The sequence below is a fragment of the Azospirillum rugosum genome, assembly GCF_017876155.1.
GTDB lineage: Bacteria > Pseudomonadota > Alphaproteobacteria > Azospirillales > Azospirillaceae > Azospirillum > Azospirillum rugosum.
In genome coordinates, this window is the sequence record NZ_JAGINP010000026.1 from 59640 (window position 1) to 77035 (window position 17396).

Annotated in this window: 18 protein-coding genes; 7 read left to right on the forward strand and 11 right to left on the reverse strand. The window is 70.0% G+C overall.

The window, feature by feature from the left end; translation table 11 throughout:
• Window positions 1-3 precede the first annotated feature (3 nt).
• The 3 genes from J2851_RS28865 to J2851_RS28875 are packed head-to-tail and all read left to right on the forward strand — an operon-like array spanning window position 4 to window position 2751.
• Window positions 4-741: a MotE family protein gene (locus tag J2851_RS28865; RefSeq protein WP_209770700.1), complete on the forward strand. Its 738-nt coding sequence runs from the start codon at window positions 4-6 to the stop codon at window positions 739-741.
• 4 nt (window positions 742-745) lie between these two features.
• The gene (locus tag J2851_RS28870) at window positions 746-2014 is read left to right on the forward strand and encodes a flagellar hook-length control protein FliK (protein ID WP_209770701.1); all 1269 of its coding nucleotides are present in this window, start codon (window positions 746-748) and stop codon (window positions 2012-2014) included.
• A gap of 20 nt (window positions 2015-2034) precedes the next feature.
• Complete coding sequence (locus tag J2851_RS28875) at window positions 2035-2751, forward strand: flagellar hook assembly protein FlgD (RefSeq protein ID WP_209770702.1); 717 nt, start codon at window positions 2035-2037, stop codon at window positions 2749-2751.
• 202 nt (window positions 2752-2953) lie between these two features.
• Here J2851_RS28875 and J2851_RS28880 read toward each other — a convergent pair whose 3' ends face one another.
• The 11 genes from J2851_RS28880 to flgF all read right to left on the reverse strand — a co-directional run bounded on the left by J2851_RS28880 (window position 2954) and on the right by flgF (window position 12175).
• The gene (locus tag J2851_RS28880; RefSeq protein ID WP_209770703.1) at window positions 2954-3754 is read right to left on the reverse strand and encodes a GH12 family glycosyl hydrolase domain-containing protein; all 801 of its coding nucleotides are present in this window, start codon (window positions 3752-3754) and stop codon (window positions 2954-2956) included.
• Between the two features lie 468 nt (window positions 3755-4222).
• Entirely contained in the window at window positions 4223-4846 is a 624-nt protein-coding gene (locus tag J2851_RS28885) for a cytochrome c3 family protein (protein WP_209770704.1), read from the reverse strand.
• Window positions 4843-5331: a nitrate reductase cytochrome c-type subunit gene (locus J2851_RS28890; RefSeq protein WP_209770705.1), complete on the reverse strand. Its 489-nt coding sequence runs from the start codon at window positions 5329-5331 to the stop codon at window positions 4843-4845. Before J2851_RS28890 ends, J2851_RS28885 begins: the two co-directional genes overlap by 4 nt.
• A gap of 11 nt (window positions 5332-5342) precedes the next feature.
• Window positions 5343-7838, reverse strand: a complete 2496-nt coding sequence (napA, locus tag J2851_RS28895) for a nitrate reductase catalytic subunit NapA (RefSeq protein WP_209770706.1) — start codon at window positions 7836-7838, stop codon at window positions 5343-5345.
• Between the two features lie 54 nt (window positions 7839-7892).
• Window positions 7893-8186 (reverse strand): chaperone NapD, encoded by a 294-nt coding sequence (locus J2851_RS28900; RefSeq protein ID WP_209770707.1) that lies wholly within the window; start codon window positions 8184-8186, stop codon window positions 7893-7895.
• Window positions 8186-8356, reverse strand: coding sequence for a periplasmic nitrate reductase, NapE protein (locus J2851_RS28905; RefSeq protein ID WP_209770708.1), 171 nt, complete (start codon window positions 8354-8356; stop codon window positions 8186-8188). Before J2851_RS28905 ends, J2851_RS28900 begins: the two co-directional genes overlap by 1 nt.
• A gap of 316 nt (window positions 8357-8672) precedes the next feature.
• Window positions 8673-9176, reverse strand: coding sequence for a hypothetical protein (locus tag J2851_RS28910; RefSeq protein WP_209770709.1), 504 nt, complete (start codon window positions 9174-9176; stop codon window positions 8673-8675).
• Window positions 9177-9189: 13 nt separating this feature from the next.
• Window positions 9190-9909: a flagellar basal body L-ring protein FlgH gene (gene flgH, locus J2851_RS28915; protein WP_209770710.1), complete on the reverse strand. Its 720-nt coding sequence runs from the start codon at window positions 9907-9909 to the stop codon at window positions 9190-9192.
• 14 nt (window positions 9910-9923) lie between these two features.
• A complete protein-coding gene (gene flgA, locus J2851_RS28920) occupies window positions 9924-10637 on the reverse strand; it encodes a flagellar basal body P-ring formation chaperone FlgA (protein ID WP_209770711.1) in 714 nt (237 codons plus the stop codon).
• 5 nt (window positions 10638-10642) lie between these two features.
• Complete coding sequence (gene flgG / locus J2851_RS28925; RefSeq protein ID WP_209770712.1) at window positions 10643-11428, reverse strand: flagellar basal-body rod protein FlgG; 786 nt, start codon at window positions 11426-11428, stop codon at window positions 10643-10645.
• A 15-nt stretch (window positions 11429-11443) separates the two neighbouring features.
• On the reverse strand, window positions 11444-12175 hold the full coding sequence (gene flgF / locus J2851_RS28930) for a flagellar basal-body rod protein FlgF (protein ID WP_209770713.1): 732 nt from the start codon (window positions 12173-12175) through the stop codon (window positions 11444-11446).
• A 170-nt stretch (window positions 12176-12345) separates the two neighbouring features.
• Between flgF and J2851_RS28935 the strand changes: the two genes are divergently transcribed.
• From J2851_RS28935 to J2851_RS28950, 4 genes are all read left to right on the forward strand, one after another.
• Window positions 12346-14523 carry a hypothetical protein gene (locus J2851_RS28935; RefSeq protein WP_246500999.1) on the forward strand — a complete coding sequence of 726 codons (2178 nt, stop codon included), beginning with the start codon at window positions 12346-12348 and terminating at the stop codon, window positions 14521-14523.
• A gap of 255 nt (window positions 14524-14778) precedes the next feature.
• Entirely contained in the window at window positions 14779-15666 is an 888-nt protein-coding gene (gene motA / locus J2851_RS28940; protein WP_209770714.1) for a flagellar motor stator protein MotA, read from the forward strand.
• A 9-nt stretch (window positions 15667-15675) separates the two neighbouring features.
• Entirely contained in the window at window positions 15676-16623 is a 948-nt protein-coding gene (locus J2851_RS28945; protein ID WP_209770716.1) for a flagellar motor protein MotB, read from the forward strand.
• A gap of 116 nt (window positions 16624-16739) precedes the next feature.
• On the forward strand, window positions 16740-17396 hold the full coding sequence (locus J2851_RS28950; RefSeq protein WP_209770719.1) for a MarC family protein: 657 nt from the start codon (window positions 16740-16742) through the stop codon (window positions 17394-17396).

Below are 17396 nucleotides of genomic sequence, written 5' to 3' on the forward strand. Positions count from 1 at the left end.
GCCATGCTGCGCGTCCTTCCCATCACTCTGGTCGCGATCCTGATGGTGCTGCCGCTGAAGCTCGGCGCCCTGATGGACGGCTTCCCGGTCATCGCCCAGCAGTTCGACCGTGAGTTCGGCAAGCACGAGCGCCCCTGGGCGACCGACCTGAAGGGCGACGGCACGGCCGAGCCCGCGAAGGATCCCGCCTTGGCGATGCCGCCGGTGTCCATCGCCCCGCCGCCGCCCGTGCCCGCCGAAGTCGCGCTGGCGACGCCCAGCTGCACCGACCCGGCGCTGCGCGCCGCCATCACGGAGCAGAAGGCCGACGTGGCCGCCCGCACCCGCCACCTGACGGAGGCCGAAGCCGTGCTGGCCGCCGCGGAGACGCGCGCCACCGCGCAAATCCAGCGGCTGGGCGAGATCAAGCGCGATGTGGAGGCGCTGATGCAGCAGCGCTCCAGCCTCCAGCAGGAGGACCTGAAGCGGATGGTGTCGATCTACGAAACCATGAAGCCGCGCGACGCCGCGCGCATCTTCAACGACCTGGAGACGGACATCATCATCGACGTGCTGGACCGCATGCCGGAGCGCCGCTCCGCCCCCATCATCGCGGAGCTGGAGGACACCAAGGCACGCGAGGTCACGCGGCTGGTCCTGCAACGGCGCGCCCTACCCGGCGACCGCCCGGCGCCCCAGGCGGCAGCGCGCGTGCAGCCGGCGGCAGCAGGCTTCCCCGCAGCCTCCCGGTCGGTGAACTGACGCCATGCCCGCCCTTCCCGACGCCATCGCCGCCCCGCCGCCCCGGCCGGTTCGCCCGGCGGAAGCCCCCCGGGGGGAGGAAGACACCGCGCCCGGCACGCCCTTCGCGGACCTGCTCGACGAGGCGGACCCGGTGGACGACGCGGCTGCCGATGACGAGACGAAGCCGCCCAAGGGCGGCGCGCCGGCCAACGCGGACGCGGCGCTCGCCGCGCTGCTGCCCTTCCTGGCACCTCCGCCGCCTCAGGCACCAGCCGCGGCGATCACGGGGCCGGGCTTGACGGCACCACCGCAGGGTGACGGCGCCGCGATTCCCGTCGATGAGGCCGTGGCGTTGGCGACGCTGGCGTCCGCCGCCAAGGCGGAGGCAACCACCGGCGCCGCCCTGCCGAAGGGAAGCGACGCCGTCCTGGCGGCAGCGGTGACACCGCCTACGGGGTCTGAACCGCAGGGTGATGCCGTGCCGCTGCCCGCTGTGACACTCGCCGAGGCCATTCCGATGGATGCGGCGCCGGTGCCGGTGGTGTCGGGCACGCCGGCCAAGCCGACCGACAAGCCGTTGCCGAAACCCGCGGACGCGACGCCGACCGCCGCTGCACCCGATGCTGGAGCGCCCGACACGTCGGCGCCGGTGACAGCCTCCGCGGCACCGAGCGCGGGCAATTCCGGAAACAATGGCCCTGGAAATAATGGCGCAGGGGCGAACGGAAGCGGCCAGCGCCCCTCCCCCGCTCCGGAGGTGGTGTCGGCTGCGCAGGCCCATGCCGACGCCGTGCCGCCGCCGACCGTCGCCACGGTGCCGGCGCACGCCGCGGCGCACTACGCGGCCAGCCCGGCCGACGGTGCCCAGGCCCCGCGCTTGCCGGCGGCGCAGCTGGCCCAGCCGCTCGTCCGGGTGGTCGAGGCCGGGGGCGGGGAGTTCCGCATCGACCTCGCCCCGGACGACCTCGGCCCGGTGCGCGTGGTGGCGGAGCTGCACGCCGGCCGCGTGGCGCTGACGATCCAGGCGGAGCAGGCCGACACGCTGTCCATGCTCCGCCGCGACATCCACCATCTGGAGCGCGCGCTGAACGACGCCGGCTTCGAGCTGGACGGCGGCACCCTGCAATTCTCCCTGCGCGGCGACAACCAGCCGCGGGGCTTCGCCTCCCCCCGGCAGGAGTTCGAGGGCCAGGGCGGCGCGCGCCCGGCGTGGCGGGAGGATGCCGCGCCGGCAGTCCCGGCCGAACGGCGCGCCGTCCTGCTCGACGGTCTTGTCGACATCAGCGTCTAGGGGATTTCCAAGGAACAGCCATGACGACCACTCCGACCACGACCGGCTCTCCGACCGCCAAGGCGGCGAAGGACGCCATCAATCAGGCGACCACCCAGAAGCTGGGCACCGCCGGGGCAACCGGGGCCGATGCTGGTGCGAACAAGCCGACGGTCGATTACGAAGCCTTCCTGAAGCTGCTGACCGCGCAGCTGCGCAACCAGGACCCGCTGGCCCCGATGGACGCGTCCCAGTTCATGACGCAGCTCGCCCAGCTCTCCACCGTCGAGCAGGGGGTGCGGACCAACGACACCCTGGCCCAGGTGCTCGACACGCTGAAGAACAGCGGCATGCGGATGGACATGGCCTATCTGGGCCGCAGCGTGGAGGTTTCCACCGACCAGCTGAGCCTGTCCGGCGGCAAGGCCCAGATGGCCTACGCGGTGGAGGGGGCCGCCGCCTCGGTGAAGATCGAGGTGCTGAACGACGCCGGCCAACCGATCTACAGCGCCGCGGGCTCGCCCCAGACCGGCCGGCAGACCTTCGCGTGGGACGGCAAGCGCGCGGACGGCAGCGCGGCGCCGGACGGCGTCTACCGCGTGCGCGTCACGGCCAAGGACAAGACCGGCGCCGCGCTGAAGGCCGCGACCGTCGTGACCGACACGGTGAAGGAGGTCCGCACCGCCGACGGCGCCACCAAGTTCGTGCTGAAGGGCGGCGCCACCGTCAGCGGCACGGACATCCTGTCGGCGTCGTAGGCGGTGGGGAATTTTTTACCCTCTCCCCTCCGGGGAGAGGGAGGGGACCCGCGCCGCAGGTGCGGGGAGGGTGAGGGGGACGGCGCGCTTCGCGCGCCGCCAAGGGGCATTCTGCCCCTTGGCAATCCCCTGGCACAGGCGCTGCCTGTGCTGCCCCCTCACCCTCCCCTCTCCCCGGAGGGGAGAGGGTTGCTTGCGCGGCCTACCAGGTCCAATTGTTGGGCGGCGGGTTGGACAGGCCGTAGGTGGTCAGGTTCACGTCGAGGTTGTTGACCGTCAACGAGCTGGAGCCGTTGGTGATCTCCGCCCCGAGCTGGACGCCCGAGATCCAGTCGTCGCCCTTCAGCACGCCGGTTTTTTCGAGATTATCGATGATACCGCCGAGGTCCAGCTTGCCCGACTGGATGTCCTTGTCGTACTGGACGGCGGTGTAGTCCCAGGTTCGGCCGACGGAGTTGTTCGCTTCCGGCTCGTGGAAGATGTGGGCGGACCCCATGCCGTCGCTGAAGACGCCGGTTTCCTCGCCGTCCGGGCCGAACCAGCCCGTGTGGACCCAGACCATCACCTCGTCCTGGATGTTCTGGCCGACCGCGTTGGGGTCGGGCTTGGTCCAGAGAGAGAAGGCGACGTTGTGCCCCTCCGGGTTCTTGCCCAGGTCGTAGTCGAAGTCGACCTTCAGGTCCTTCACGTCCTTGACCTGGACCGGAAATTCCTTGCTCGTGGTGTCGTAGTCCTCCCAGGTGTCGCGCCCGGCGGTGAGCGTCGGGTAGGACAGAACCGGATATTGGTCCCACGGGGCTTCCCACCAGCGGTCCTCGGACGGGTTGCCGTCGGGAAAGCTCCACTTGATCGAGGTGCCGGCGGGGTCCTGCGTGTTCGGCACGGTGATGGACTGGCTGTACCCCTTGCCGTCCGGGACGGCCCAGGCGTTCCACACATTGTTGTGCGCAACGAAGCCGTTCATGCGGATCTCGTCGTCGTTTCCCGTAATGGTCTTGGCCATTCTTCTTCCTTCTGCAACGGAACTGGGCAAGGGGCGCAGTGATACAGCAGGAAGGACGAGCGATCCCGGTCGCACCGGTGGTGGTCTAACCTCAAGGATGAGGGTTCATCGGGGCGGTTTATGGGGCATGGGGTACTCCCCCGGTTCGTTCCACCCCGCCGCCGAACGCACCCGCGGATCGGCGTGAAAGCCTTGGCACGCCTGAGCTGGAGGTGCGCTGCGGGTGCGAAGGCGGGGGGATGGAGGAGGCGTGTCCGTCCGTACGGGCCTTTCGACGCGACCAGGCCGAAGGCCATAGAAGGCACCCATGGGGCAGAAACGCCCCGCGACCGTAGGTTGGGTGGAGGCGCAGCCGCAACCCAACAGGCGTGGCATTGGCATGGATGTTGGGTTGCGCTGCGCTCCACCCAACCTACAAACAAAAACGCCTTCCCTGGCTGGCCGGGAAGGCGTTCTTTATTTTGTTTTTTACTTGGCGGAGACGGTGCCGGTCCAGCCGGGTTGGACGCCGTTCATGTCGGGCAGGCGGTGGGCGATGCCCTTGTGGCAGTCGATGCAGGTCCGCTCGCCGGTGAACAGGTAGGTTTCGTGCATCTTGGCCGCCCGCGGGTTCTGGCGGGTGATGTCCATGGACTCCGCGCTGTGGCAGTTGCGGCATTCCAGGGAGTTGTTGGCCTTCAGGCGGCTCCACTCGTGGTTCGCCAGCTCCAGCCGCTTGTCCAGGAATTTCTCGCGCGTGTCGATGGTGCCGAAGATCTTGCCCCAGACCTCCTTGGAGGCCTGCATCTTGCGGGCGATCTTGTCCGTCCATTCGTGCGGCACGTGGCAGTCCGGGCAGGTGGCCCGCACGCCGGAGCGGTTGGTGAAGTGGATGGTCTGCTTCAGCTCTTCATACGGGTTGTTCTTCATCTCGTGGCAGGAGATGCAGAAGGCCTCCTTGTTGGTGGCCTCCAGCGCGGTGTTGAAGCCGCCCCAGAACAGCACGCCCGCCAGGAAGCCGCCCAGCGTCAGGAAGCCCAGGCTGAAATGCACGGAGGGGCGCGCGAAGACGCGCCAGACGCGCGCCGCCAGATTGAGAGCGCAGGAGATCATTTGGCGCCTTCCTTCCCGCCGCCCAGCGCTCCATTGCCAAGGACCTTGTCAATATCGACGAAGCTGTTGCCGACGATCGGCTTGGCGTCGGTCTGCGGGACGTGGCACTGGATGCAGAAGTAGCGGCGCGGGGATACGGTGCCCAGGGTCTGGCCGTCGCGGTCCTGGAAGTGCGTGACCGAGATCATCGGGGCCTGCGAGCCCTCGGTGTTCTTGCGGTCGTGGCAGGTCAGGCACTTGTTGATGTTCAGGTCGATCTGGTAGTCGCGGATGGCGTGCGGGATCAGCGGCGGCTGGTCGGCGTAGTTCCGCACCTTCTTGATGTCGTCGGTGACCTCGCGGCCCATCGGCTCGGCCGGGATGTCCTGGGTGATCGGGTGCGGGCCGGAGGGGACCTTCGGCGCGTCGGCGGCGAACACGCCCGACGCGAGCACGGGAATGGCGGCGGCGAGCGCGAGGGCGCCAAACGTAAGACGGATCTTCATGGTCGGGCTCCTCACGCGACGGGGACGATCTTGACCGCGCACTTCTTGAAGTCGGTCTGCTTGCTGATCGGGTCGGTGGCGTCCAGCGTCACCTTGTTGATGAGCACGGTGTGGTCGAAGAACGGCACGAAGACGAGGCCCTGCGGCGGCTTGTTGCGGCCCCGCGTCTCCACACGGACGCGCACCTCGCCGCGGCGGGAGACCACGCGCACCTCCTGCCCGCGCCGGACGTTCAGCGTCTTGGCGTCGTCGGGGTGCATGAAGACCACCGCGCTCGGGAAGGCCTTGCGCAGTTCCGGCACGCGCAGCGTCATGGAGCCGCTGTGCCAGTGCTCGATCACGCGGCCGGTGGACAGCCAGAAGGGGAATTCCGCGTCCGGCGCCTCGGCCGGCGGCTCGTAGGGCAGCGCGAAGACGTTCGCCCGGCCGTCCTTGTTGCCGTAGAACTTCACGCCCTCGCCGGCCTTGACGTAGGGGTCGAAGCCTTCGCGGTAGCGCCACTTCGTCTCCTTGCCGTCCACCACCGGCCAGCGCAGGCCGCGCTCCTGGTGGTAGAGGTCGAACGGGCCCAGGTCATGGCCGTGGCCGCGGCCGAAGGCGGCGTATTCCTCGAACAGGCCCTTCTGCACGTAGAAGCCGAAGTGGGCCGATTCGCGGTTCTCGTAGGCCGGGTCGCAGTCCGACAGGGGGAAGGCGTTGACCTGCCCGTTGCAGTAGAGGATGTCGAACAGCGTCTTGCCGCGCACCTCCGGCTTCTTGGCGATCAGCTCTTCCGGCCACACTTCCTCCACCGCGAAGCGCTTGGAGAATTCCATGATCTGCCACAGGTCGGAGCGCGCCTCGCCCGGCGCGTTCACCAGCTGGCGCCACAGCTGCGTGCGGCGCTCCGCGTTGCCGTAGCCGCCTTCCTTCTCCACCCACATGGCGGTCGGCAGGATCAGGTCGGCGGCCAGCGCCGTCACCGTCGGGTAGGCGTCGGACACGACGATGAAGTTGTCCGGGTTGCGGTAGCCCTGGTAGGTCTCGTTCGCCGTGTTCGGCGCCGTCTGCATGTTGTTGTTGCACTGGACCCAGTAGACGTTGATCTTCCCGTCCTTCAGCATCCGGTCCTGCTGGACCGCGTGGTAGCCGACCTTGTCGGGGATCGTGCCTTCCGGCAGCTTCCAGATCTCCTCGGTGTGCTTGCGGTGGGCGGGGTTGGTCACCACCATGTCGGCGGGCAGCCGGTGGGAGAAGGTGCCGACCTCGCGCGCCGTGCCGCAGGCGGACGGCTGGCCGGTCAGCGAGAAGGGGCCGCAGCCCGGCTGGCTGATCTTCCCGGTCAGCAGGTGGATGTTGTAGACGAGGTTGTTCGCCCAGACGCCGCGGACATGCTGGTTGAAGCCCATGGTCCAGAAGGACACCAGCTTCACCTTCGGGTCGGCGTACAGCTCGGCCAGCGCCTCCAGCCGGTTCTTCGGCACGCCCGACAGCTCGTGCGCCTTGTCCAGCGTGTAGGGCTCCACGAACTTCGCGAACTCCTCGAAGGAGATCGGGTCGCTGTCGTTTGCGTTGCCGGCGTTCTTGGCCTTCTTCTCCAGCGGATGCTCCGGCCGCAGGCCGTAGCCGATGTCGTCGCGGCCGCGCTTGAAGTTGCAGTGCTTCTCGATGAACTCCTTGTTCACCCGGCCGGTCTTGATGATGTGGTTGGCGATGTAGTTCAGGATCGCGAGATCCGAGCCCGGCGTGAACACCATGCCGATGTCGGCGAGGTCGAAGCTGCGGTGCTCGTAGGTCGACAGAACGGCGACCTTGGCGCTCTGGTGGCTGAGGCGGCGGTCGGTGATGCGCGTCCACAGGATGGGGTGCATCTCCGCCATGTTGGAGCCCCAGAGGACGAAGGCGTCCGCCTGCTCCATGTCGTCGTAGCAGCCCATCGGCTCGTCCATGCCGAAGGTGCGCATGAAGCCGGCGACGGCCGAGGCCATGCAGTGGCGGGCGTTCGGGTCCAGGTTGTTGGAGCGCAGGCCGGCCTTCATGAACTTGGAGGCGGCGTAGCCCTCCATGATCGTCCACTGGCCGGAACCGAACATGCCCACGGCGGTCGGGCCCTTCTTCTTCAGGGTCTCCTTCCACTTCGCGGCCATGATGTCGAAGGCCTGGTCCCAGGTGATGGGCGTGAATTCGCCCTCCTTGTGGAACTTGCCGTCCTTCATGCGCAGCAGCGGCTGGGTCAGCCGGTCGTCGCCGTACATGATCTTGGACAGGAAGTAGCCCTTCACGCAGTTCAGGCCGCGGTTCACCTCCGCCTTCACGTCGCCGTGGGTGGCGACGATGCGACCGTCCTTCACGCCCACCATGACGCCGCAGCCGGTGCCGCAGAAGCGGCACGGCGCCTTGGACCATTTCAGCTTGGCGTCGTCGCCGGTCGGCAGGATGCCGGCGTGTGCCGGCAGGCTCACACCGGCCGCCGCTGCCGCGGTCACCGCGGCTTGGACCTTCAGATAATCACGGCGGGTCAGGGACATGGGGAGGTGCCTCCTAAAGGCGGGAATTCTTGGGCGGGTTGTTGTCGGGTGGGTTTATCGGGCGGGCGGGACGAGTTCGGCGTCGGCGGGCATCGGCTCGTCGCAGGAGGCCTCGTCCTCGTAATGGTGGTAGACCAGCGTGGTGGCGTGGACGCCGGGCATGACGTTGATCGCGTCGATGCGGTCCAGGACCTGGCCCTCCGTCGCGGTCACGACGGTGACGACGGCCTTGCCCTTGTCCGCCACGTGCCATTCGATCCCGGCGAGCGCGGTCACCGCCTCCTTCAGGGCGGCGGTGCGGTCCGGCGCGTGCTGGATGACCAGGCTGGAGATGTGGACCTCGGCCATCACAGGCCCCCGCCGTGGGACAGGAGCTGGTACATCCAGACGGAGAAGCCGTAGGCCCCGACCACGCCGATGGCCAGCACCGGCCAGATGAGGACGGACAGGGCGAGGAAGACCAGCCCTTCGAAGCGTCGGGTCGGGGTGTCGGCGGTGCGGAAATGGGGCGCGGTCATGGCATACCCGTGGAATGATCGGAACAGCGAGCCTGCTTTGGTCGCGTCCGAGCTTCGTCCGTCCGGGGCCGGAATGGCTTGACCAAGGTCAAGAGTCGGACCGGTTGCGGTCCTTAGGTGCCGGTACTTATGGGTGTGCGGTCGTTTTGTCGCAGGGCGGGGCGCCTTGTCCCCTCGCCCGCCTCCGGCGGGAGAGGGAGGGGCCCGCCGCGCAAGCGGTGGGAGGGTGAGGGCTTGGTTTCTCGGAACGACCAAGCCCTCACCCTCCCGCTTCGCGGGTCCCTCCCTCTCCCTGCGGAGCAGGGAGAGGGGTGTTTCAAAGCCGTGTGTTTTCCTGGCGCATCAGGCGGTCGATCAGGACCGCGCGGACGAGGCCGGGGCCGAGCTGCTCCCCGGCGGCCTGCTTCAGGGAGCGGGCGACCGCGGCGGGGTCGACCGAGGGGCCGTCGAAGGCGCCGGAGCCGGCGAGGCCGAACAGGGCCTGCAACAGCGCGTTGCGGGCGTGCGGCAGGCGGCGGCGGATCAGGTTCGCCTGGTCGGCGCTGCCGGTCTGGAGCGTGACTTGGGTCAGGATGAAGGCGTTGGTCCGGCCGTCCGCCAGCACCGGCACCATCAGCTGCCCGACGTCGACGTAGAAGGGGCCGCCTGCATCCTCGGGCTTCTCGGTGGCTTTGTCGGCCGTGGCGCCCGGGGCGGCGGCGGTCGCGGCCTCCGCGCGTTGCAGGCGGCCGAGGCCGTAGCCGCCGGCCGCCGCCAGGGCCGCGCAGAGCACGAAGACGGCGAGGCCCGTCGGCCTGCGGCGTTCCTTCCGGCGTTCCATCGGCGTCGCCCCGTCAGAAGGGCATGATGATGTCGAACAGCTGCTGGCCGTAGCGCGGCTGCTGGACGTCGGTCATCTGGCCGCGGCCGCCGTAGGTGACGCGCGCCTCCGCGACCTTGTCGTAGTCGATGGTGTTCACGTTGGTGATGTCCTCCGGCCGGATGACGCCGGCGATGCGCATCTCGCGCAGCTCGTAGTTCACCCGCACCTCCTGCCGGCCGGCGATGACGAAGTTGCCGTTGGGCAGCACCTCCGTCACCACGGCGGCGACGCGCATGGCGATGCGCTCGTTGCGCTGGATGGTCCCCGTGCCGGAGGAGTTGCTGGAACTGTCCATGGTCACGAGGTTGGACGGGTCGACGGAGCTGGGCACCTTGTTCTCCAGCCCGAAGAAGTTGGGGATCCCGGCCGCTTCGGCGTTGGAGCGCTGGCGCTGGGTCTGGTTCTGCATCTGCGCCTGGTCGGCGATGTTGATGATGACGGTCAGCAGGTCGCCGGTCTGCTTGGCCCGCGGGTCGCGGAAGAAATCGCGCGAGCCGGCGCGCCAGAGCGAACTCGGCACCTGCTCGTTCGGCAGCGCGCGGGGCATGGGCATGGAGACGACGCGCGCCTCCGGCGCCATGGCGGGGTTGGAGATCTCCGACAGGCGCGGCGCCTGCCCGATGTCGGCCAGCCGGGCGCAGCCGCCGAGCGCGCACAGGACGACGATGAGCGGGATGGATGCGCGGCGCATGGGGATGTCCTCTCTCAAGGGCGGGCGGCCATCGCGGGCGAACCGGCGACGGAGACCGTCTGCGGGCCGGTGATGGTGCCGGTGACGACGATGTTGCTGGCGATGTTCATGACCCGCACGGCGTCCCCCACCCCGCCGTCCTGGAGCGCGCGGCCGCGCGCCATCAGCTGGAGCGGGCCGTCCTCGTACAGCAGGCTGACCGGTTTGTTGCGCTGGACAACCACGGGCGTGCCAACCGCGCTGGCCTGGATCAGGCGCCCGGCGGAGAGCTGCCGGCGGCTGGCCATGCCGACGAGCGCGTCGCGGGAGGTGACCACCGTGTCGTTCAGCCGGTCCATCGGCATTTGGATGAAGGTCAGGTCACCGTCGGTGATGATGTCCCCCGGCAGGATGCGGCGGGTCGGCACCGGCACCTCCACCAGGATGTCGGCCTTGGCGCGGACCTCCACGATGCGCCCATCGCTGCTGACCAGCGCGCGGACGTTGCCGCTGCGCGGGTCGTAGGACAGGTCGCGCACCGCCTCCACCGGGCCGGCAAAGGGGGCGGTCAGCACCAGCGAGACGCGCGCGTCGGCCGGGACCGCGCTGCCCAGCGACGCCGCCAGTTCGTGCGCCAGCAGCGACTCCACGGGTCCTTCGGCGGTGGAGAGGAAGGCGGCGTTCGCCGCCCCGCCGTACAGCAGGTGCAGCGCCAGGGCGAAGGCCAGCTTGCGGGTGCCGCGCGCCATGATGGTCACCGCATGTTGGAGAGGGTGGAGGCCATCTGGTCGCCGGCCTCGACCACCTTCGCGTTCATCTCGTAGGCGCGCTGGGCGGAGATCAGCTCGGTGATTTCCTGGACGACGTTGACGTTGGAGGATTCCAGGTACTTCTGCCGGATCGTGCCGAAGCCGGCCTGCCCGCCGGTGCCGTCCTGCGGCTCGCCCGAGGCCGGGGTGGAGCGGAACAGGTTGTTGCCCATCGCCTCCAGCCCCGATTCGTTGACGAACACCGTCATGACGAGCTGGCCCAGCGTGCGCGGCTTGGTCTGGCCGTCCACATAGGCCTGCACCTCGCCGGAGCTGTTCACCGCGATCTCCCGCGTGCCCTGGGGGACGGTGATGTCCGGCATCACCGGGTGGCCGTCGCCGGTGACGACGGTGCCTTCCGGCGACAGCTTGAAATTGCCGGAACGGGTGTAGGCCGTCTCCCCGCCCGGCATGCGGACGTTGAAGTAGCCGCGCCCCTCGATGGCCAGATCCAGCTCATTCCCGGTGGAGGTCAGGTTGCCCGTCGTGTTGATGCGGTTGACCGAGGCCGGGCGGACGCCGAGCCCCACCTCGATGCCCGTGGGGATCAGCGTGCCGGCGTCGGTGGACTGGCTGCCCTGGCGCCGTTCGGACTGGTACATCAGGTCCTGGAACTCGGCCCGGCCGCGCTTGTAGGCGGTGGTGTTGATGTTGGCGATGTTGTTGGAGATGACCTCGACGTTCAGCTGCTGGGCCATCATGCCGGTCGAGGCGATGCTGAGCACGCGCATGGACAATTGCTCCTGTTAGGATGCCTTACCAAGGCGGTTGATGGCGGAGCGGAGGAGATCCTGCCCCTCGTCCATCATGCGGGTGACCGCCTGGTAGTCGCGGGACAGCTCCATCATGCGGGTCACCTCGCCGATGCCCTGGACGTTGGACTGCTCCACCTTGCCCTGGATCAGGCGGGTGTCGGGGGCGGGCTGCGGGTCGGTGCCCGGCTCCACGTCGAACAGCACGTCGCCGGTCTGGCGCAGCGCCTGCGGCCGGTCGAAGCGGACGACGCGCAGGCGGGCCAGCATGTCGTTGTCGGCGGAGACGAGGCCGTCCGTGCCGACCGACAGGCGGCTGCGGTCGGATGGGATGACGATCGGCTGCTGGTTGTCGTCCAGGTACGGGAAGCCGCTGGCGTTCACCAGCTGCCCGTCCACGTCGCGGCGCATGCGGCCGTCGCGGGTGTAGCGGACGCCGTCCGGCGTGCGGACCTGGAGCCAGCCGTCGCCGTCCAGCGCCACGTCGTAGGGGTTGTCGGTCGGCGACAGGCTGCCGGCGCGGTGGTCGGTGTAGGTGGCGCGGTCGATGGTGAAGGCGATGCGGTCGTTGGGCTTCGTGCCGCCGGGCTCCATGGCCGCTTCGAACAGCATCCGCTCCGCCCGGAAACCGGCAGTGTTCATGTTGGCGACGTTGTTGGCGACCACCTCCAGCTGCCGGCGCAGCGCCACTTGCCGCGACAATCCGATGTAAAGGGGATTCTCCATCGCCGACCACCCGCAGTTTGAACGCGGGTTTAACCTAGGTGATGCAGTTTAAAGCCGGGTTTCAACCTGGGACGCCGCGACGGAGACTGATCGGTGTCTTGCAAGGTTTGAATCCGATTTAGATAAAATTTGCGACGGCTGCGATGCATCCCTGGACGACTCCCACCGGCGTGATCCGATTGAGCGTGGCCCTGCTGCTGGCGAGCACCGCCTTCACGGCGCTTCCTGCGCTGGCGGCGACGCGGGTGAAGGTGCAGGCCGGCGACCACGCCGACTTCTCGCGCCTCGCCCTGGTCAGCCCGCAGGGCGCGCCGGAGGTGGATGTGGAGAGCTGCGGCGGGCGCATCACCTTGCCGAACCGTGCGGCTTGGCCGCTGGAGACGCTGGGCGCCGCCTATTCCCGGCGCCTGACCGATTTCCGGGTGGCCGACGGCGGGCGCAGCCTGACCCTGCAATGGCCCTGCGGCGCGCGCGTCGCCGTCCGGCAGGAAAAGAAGGTGACCTTCCTGGATGTGGCCGAGCCGCCGGTTCCCGCCCGCAAGCCGGGCGCCCCGGCGGTGGAGCCGGAGGTGGTGGACGTTCCGGTGGCGGAGGCGCCGCCGTCGTCCCCTCCCCTGCCCTCTCCTCCTCTGCCGGCAACGCCCGTCGCGGCCCCTCCCCCCTCCCCCGCCGACCCGGCGATCCGGGCCTTCGACCTGGACGCCTGGGCGGGCGACGACTTCCCGGAGCGCAAGCGGGCGCTGGAGCAGGCCATCGCGGAGACGCAGGGGCGCGCGCGGGTGGACGCGCTGATCGCCATGGCGCGCTTCACCCTGGCCCGCGCCATGCCGGAGGAAGGGCGTGCGGCGCTCGACGCGGCGGACAGCCAGCGCCCGGCGACCGACCAGCGGTACGAGCTGCGCCTGCTGCGCGACGCCTTCCGCGCGTTGGACGGCACGGCCGATCCGGACGACAGCGTCTTCGTGCGCACGCCGCCGGGGCCGGCGGCCGACCACCATGTCTGGCGCGCCGCCACCCTGGCGCCGACGCGCTGGGCCGAGGCGAAGCCGGGTCTGCCCATCGTGCTGAAGCGGCTGCTGTCCTACCCGGCCGACCTGCGCGGCCGTCTGCTAACCCTGCTGGCCGACGCCGCCGGGGAGAGCGACCCGGCGTCGCTGAACCTGATCGTGATGGCGATGATCACGCTGGACGGCGTCGGGGCCGGCGACGGGCGGCTCGACTATTTCCGCGGGCGGCTGGCGGAGTTGCAGGACAGTGCCGCCGACGCGCTGCGCCATTACGGGAACGCCGCGTCGGCGCCGGGCCTGTATGGCCACCGGGCGCAGGTGCGCGCCATCGAGCTGCGGCTGGCCGGCGGCGCGCTGGCTGGTGGCGTTATGGACGACGCCCGCGCCATCGCGGAGCTGGAGACTCTGCGCTACGCCTGGCGCGGCGACGATGTGGAGACGGACGCGCTCGCCGTGCTGGGCGCCGCCTACGCACGGGTCGGGCGGACCGACGCGGCGCTGGACATCTTCGGCCTGCTGGGGCGGCGCTTCGGGGCGACGGCGCGCGGGCGTGCGGCGCTGACCACCGGGCGGACGCTGCTGACCGCGGTCGTGGACCGGCTGGAGGAGTCCTCGGGCGGCGCGCTCGACGCGCTGGCCTTGCAGGTGCGGCACGGGCGGGTCGTGGCGCTGATGGACGACGAGGCCGGGACGCAGCGGCGCCGGCTGGCGCGGCGTCTGGCGCGCGACGGTTTCACGCTGGAGGCGGCGAAGCTGCTGCACGGGCTGGCCGAGGACGCGCGCGGCCCGCGCCGGGTCGAAATCGGGCTGGAACTGGCGCGCGTGCTGCTGGACTCCGGGCGCGGTGGGGAGGCGCTGGCCGTGCTGGACCACACCGGAGGCGGCAGTGCCGACCCCGCCCTGGCGGAGCGCCGCGCCCTGCTGCGCGCGGAATCTTTCGCGGTGGAGGGCGAGGCCATGCGCGCCTTCGACGCCCTGCGCGGCCTGTCCGGTCCTGCCGCGGTGCGCATCCGGGCGCGGAGCCTGTTCCAGGCCGGGGAATGGGCGGCCTCGCGCGCCGCCTACGCCGAGATGCTCGACAAGGTGGACGCGCCCGATCCGGACGACGTCGCGCAGTACGCGCTGGCCGCCTTCCGCGCCGGCGACGCCGAGGCGGTGGGGGCTGCGGCGGCCAAGCATGGCAAGCGGCTGGCCGGCACACGCTGGGCCGGTCTGCTCGACGCGCTTGCCGCCCCGGTCGAGCCGCGCGGCAAGCCGCTGTCCACCGCCGCCGTCAGCGGGCAACTGGCCTCCGCCGGCGCCCTCGCCGACGTGGTGCGCCGCTGGCGGGCTGCGCCGTGATGCCGACGATGTCGGAAGCAAAGCCCTTCTCCCCTCGTGGGCTCGGAGCCGGCCGCGTAGCGGCTGGGCGCCGAAGGCGACCAGAGGCGAAGAGTGGTTGGGATGAGGGGGCGGCCGAAGGCCGGAAAAACGCAATCGTTGTCGACGTTTACCCCTCACCCCAACCCCTCTCCCACAAGGGGAGAGGGGCTTTAAAGAGCCTGACAACCGCTCTCAAGCCCGCCCCTTAGTTCGGCCGAGCCGAAGGAGTCCATCATGCGTTTGCTGTTCGGTATCGTCGCGGTCTTCCTCAGCGTGCTCGGCGGCTTCGTCGCCATGGGCGGGCGGCTGGGGGTGCTGTGGCAGCCCGTGGAGATCGTCATCATCATCGGCGCCGGCATCGGCGGCTACGTCATCGCCAACGCGCCGCCGGTGCTGCGCGGGACGCTGCGCACCATCGGCGCCGTGGCCCGCGGCCGGCGCACCAGCAAGGACGAGTATCTGGAGCTGATCGCCCTGCTCTACGCCCTGCTGCGCCAGGCCAAGTCGAAGGGCATGTCGCACATCGAGGGCGACATCGACAAGCCCGAGGACAGCCCGATCTTCGCCCAGCACCCGTCGGTGTTCCGCCAGCCGCGCTGCGTCGCCTTTCTGTGCGACTATCTGCGCCTGATCGCGCTGGGCCAGGACAACCCGCACGACCTGGAGGCGCTGATGAGCGAGGAGATCGAGACCATCGCGCGGGAGCTGAACCAGGTGCCGAAGGCGCTGCAGAACCTCGCCGACGCGCTGCCGGCGCTGGGCATCGTCGCCGCCGTGCTGGGCGTCATCAACGCCATGAGCGCGATCAGCGAGCCACCGGAGGTGCTGGGCCACATGATCGGCGGGGCGCTGACCGGCACCTTCCTGGGCGTGCTGCTGTCCTATGGCCTCGTCGGGCCGATCGCGGCGGCGGCGCGGCACCGGCGCGAGGCGGAGCTGACCCTGTTCATCTGCGTCAAGGCCGGCATCGGCGCTTACTTGCGCGGCAGCCCCCCGCAGGTCTGCGCGGAGTTCGCCCGCAAGGTGCTGTTCGCCGACACGCAGCCGAGCCTGGCCGAGGTCGAGGTCGCCACCACCCTGTCCTCGCAGGCGAAGGCCCGCGAGGCGAACCAGCCCGCCTGAGGCCGCGCCATGCCCCGCAGCAAGCGCATCCAGCCGACCGTCATCGTCAAGCGCCGCTACGAGGACGAGGGGGAGGAGCACAACAGCGCCTGGAAGCTGGCCTACGCCGACTTCGTGACGGCGATGATGACCTTCTTCCTGATCATGTGGCTGATGAACGTCACCACGGTGGAGCAGCGCAAGGGCATCGCCGACTATTTCAACCCCGTCGCCCTGTCGCAGGCCAATTCCGGCGCCGACGGCATGCTGGCCGGGCGGTCGGTGGACAAGACCGGCGCGCTGAGCACCCCCAACGCGCCCGGCGAGCACAGCGTGCCGGTGGCCGCCCCGCCGGTCGTCGCCTCGCTGGGCGACAGCGACCGCCAGCCCGCCGGCCGCAAGGATCCGATGCCGAACCCGCCCGGTGGGAAGGCGGCGCCGGACCGGAATGCGCGGGCGGAGTTGGAAGCGATGCTCGACCGGCAGGCCGCCGCCCTGACCGAGCAGCAGGCGCTGGACGAGGCGGAGCGCGACCTGCGCCGGCGGATCGCGACAACACCGGACCTCGGCGCGCTGGCCGACGGCGTGCTGATCCAGCAGACGCCGCAGGGGCTGCGCGTGCAGCTGACCGACCAAGTGAAGGCGTCGATGTTCAACGTCGGCTCCGCCCAGATGAACGACCAGGGCCGCCGCCTGATGCGGCTGGTCGCCACGGCGGTGGCGGCAGCACCCAACCGGCTGAGCATCAGCGGCCACACCGACGCGCTGGGCTACGCCGACGGCGCGAAGTACGGGAACTGGGAGCTGTCGAGCGACCGCGCCAACGCCGCCCGGCGCGAGCTGATCGCCGCCGGCATCCCGGCCGCCCGCATCGTCCGCGTGGAAGGCCGCGCCGACCTCGACCACCTCGACGCCGCCAACCCGCTGGCCCCGCGCAACCGCCGCATCAGCATCACCCTGCTGAGGGGCGGGGAGTGACGGCCAAATCCTTGAGAAGGCACAAGCCCGCCACCTAAGACCAAGCGGTGGCTTGCCAACAGCCATGCGCCCCATGTACCACGGCGGACCACCCCTCCGCCGGACGACCCGCCCGCATGTTCGAAAGCTTCCTGCTCGCCTTTCCCGCCCTGTTCTCGATCGTCAACCCGATCGCCATGGCGCTGATCTTCAGCCAGGTCACGGCGGGGCGGAGCCCGCGGGAGCACATGCAGCTGGCGACGCTGGTCAGCGTCTATTCGGCCATCGTCATGCTGGTGGCGCTGTGGGCGGGGTCGTACCTGCTGAACTTCTTCGGCATCTCGCTGGCGGCGCTGCGCATCGCCGGCGGCTTCGTGGTGGCGGAGCGCGCCTGGGCGCTGCTGTCCGCACCGGAGGAGCACGAGGCGCGCAAGCAGGAACAGGCGGCCCCGGCCGGTGCGGTGGAGGAGTCGGCCTTCTTCCCGCTGACCATCCCCTTCACCACGGGGCCGGGCACCATCTCCGTCTGCATCGCGCTGGGCGCCAACCGGCCGGCCGATCCGGCGGGGCTGCCCAGCTTCTTCTTCGGCGTGTCGGCGGCGGCGCTGGCGATCGCGCTGCTGATCTGGCTGTCCTACCGCTCCGCCGACCGGCTGGTGGCCCTGCTCGGGCCGACGCGCGCCCGCGTGCTGACGCGGCTGTTCGCCTTCCTGCTGTTCTGCGTCGGCGTGCAGATCCTGCTGAACGGAGTCAACGACGCGCTGGGCCCGCTGCTGGCGCAGCGCCCCCGCTGA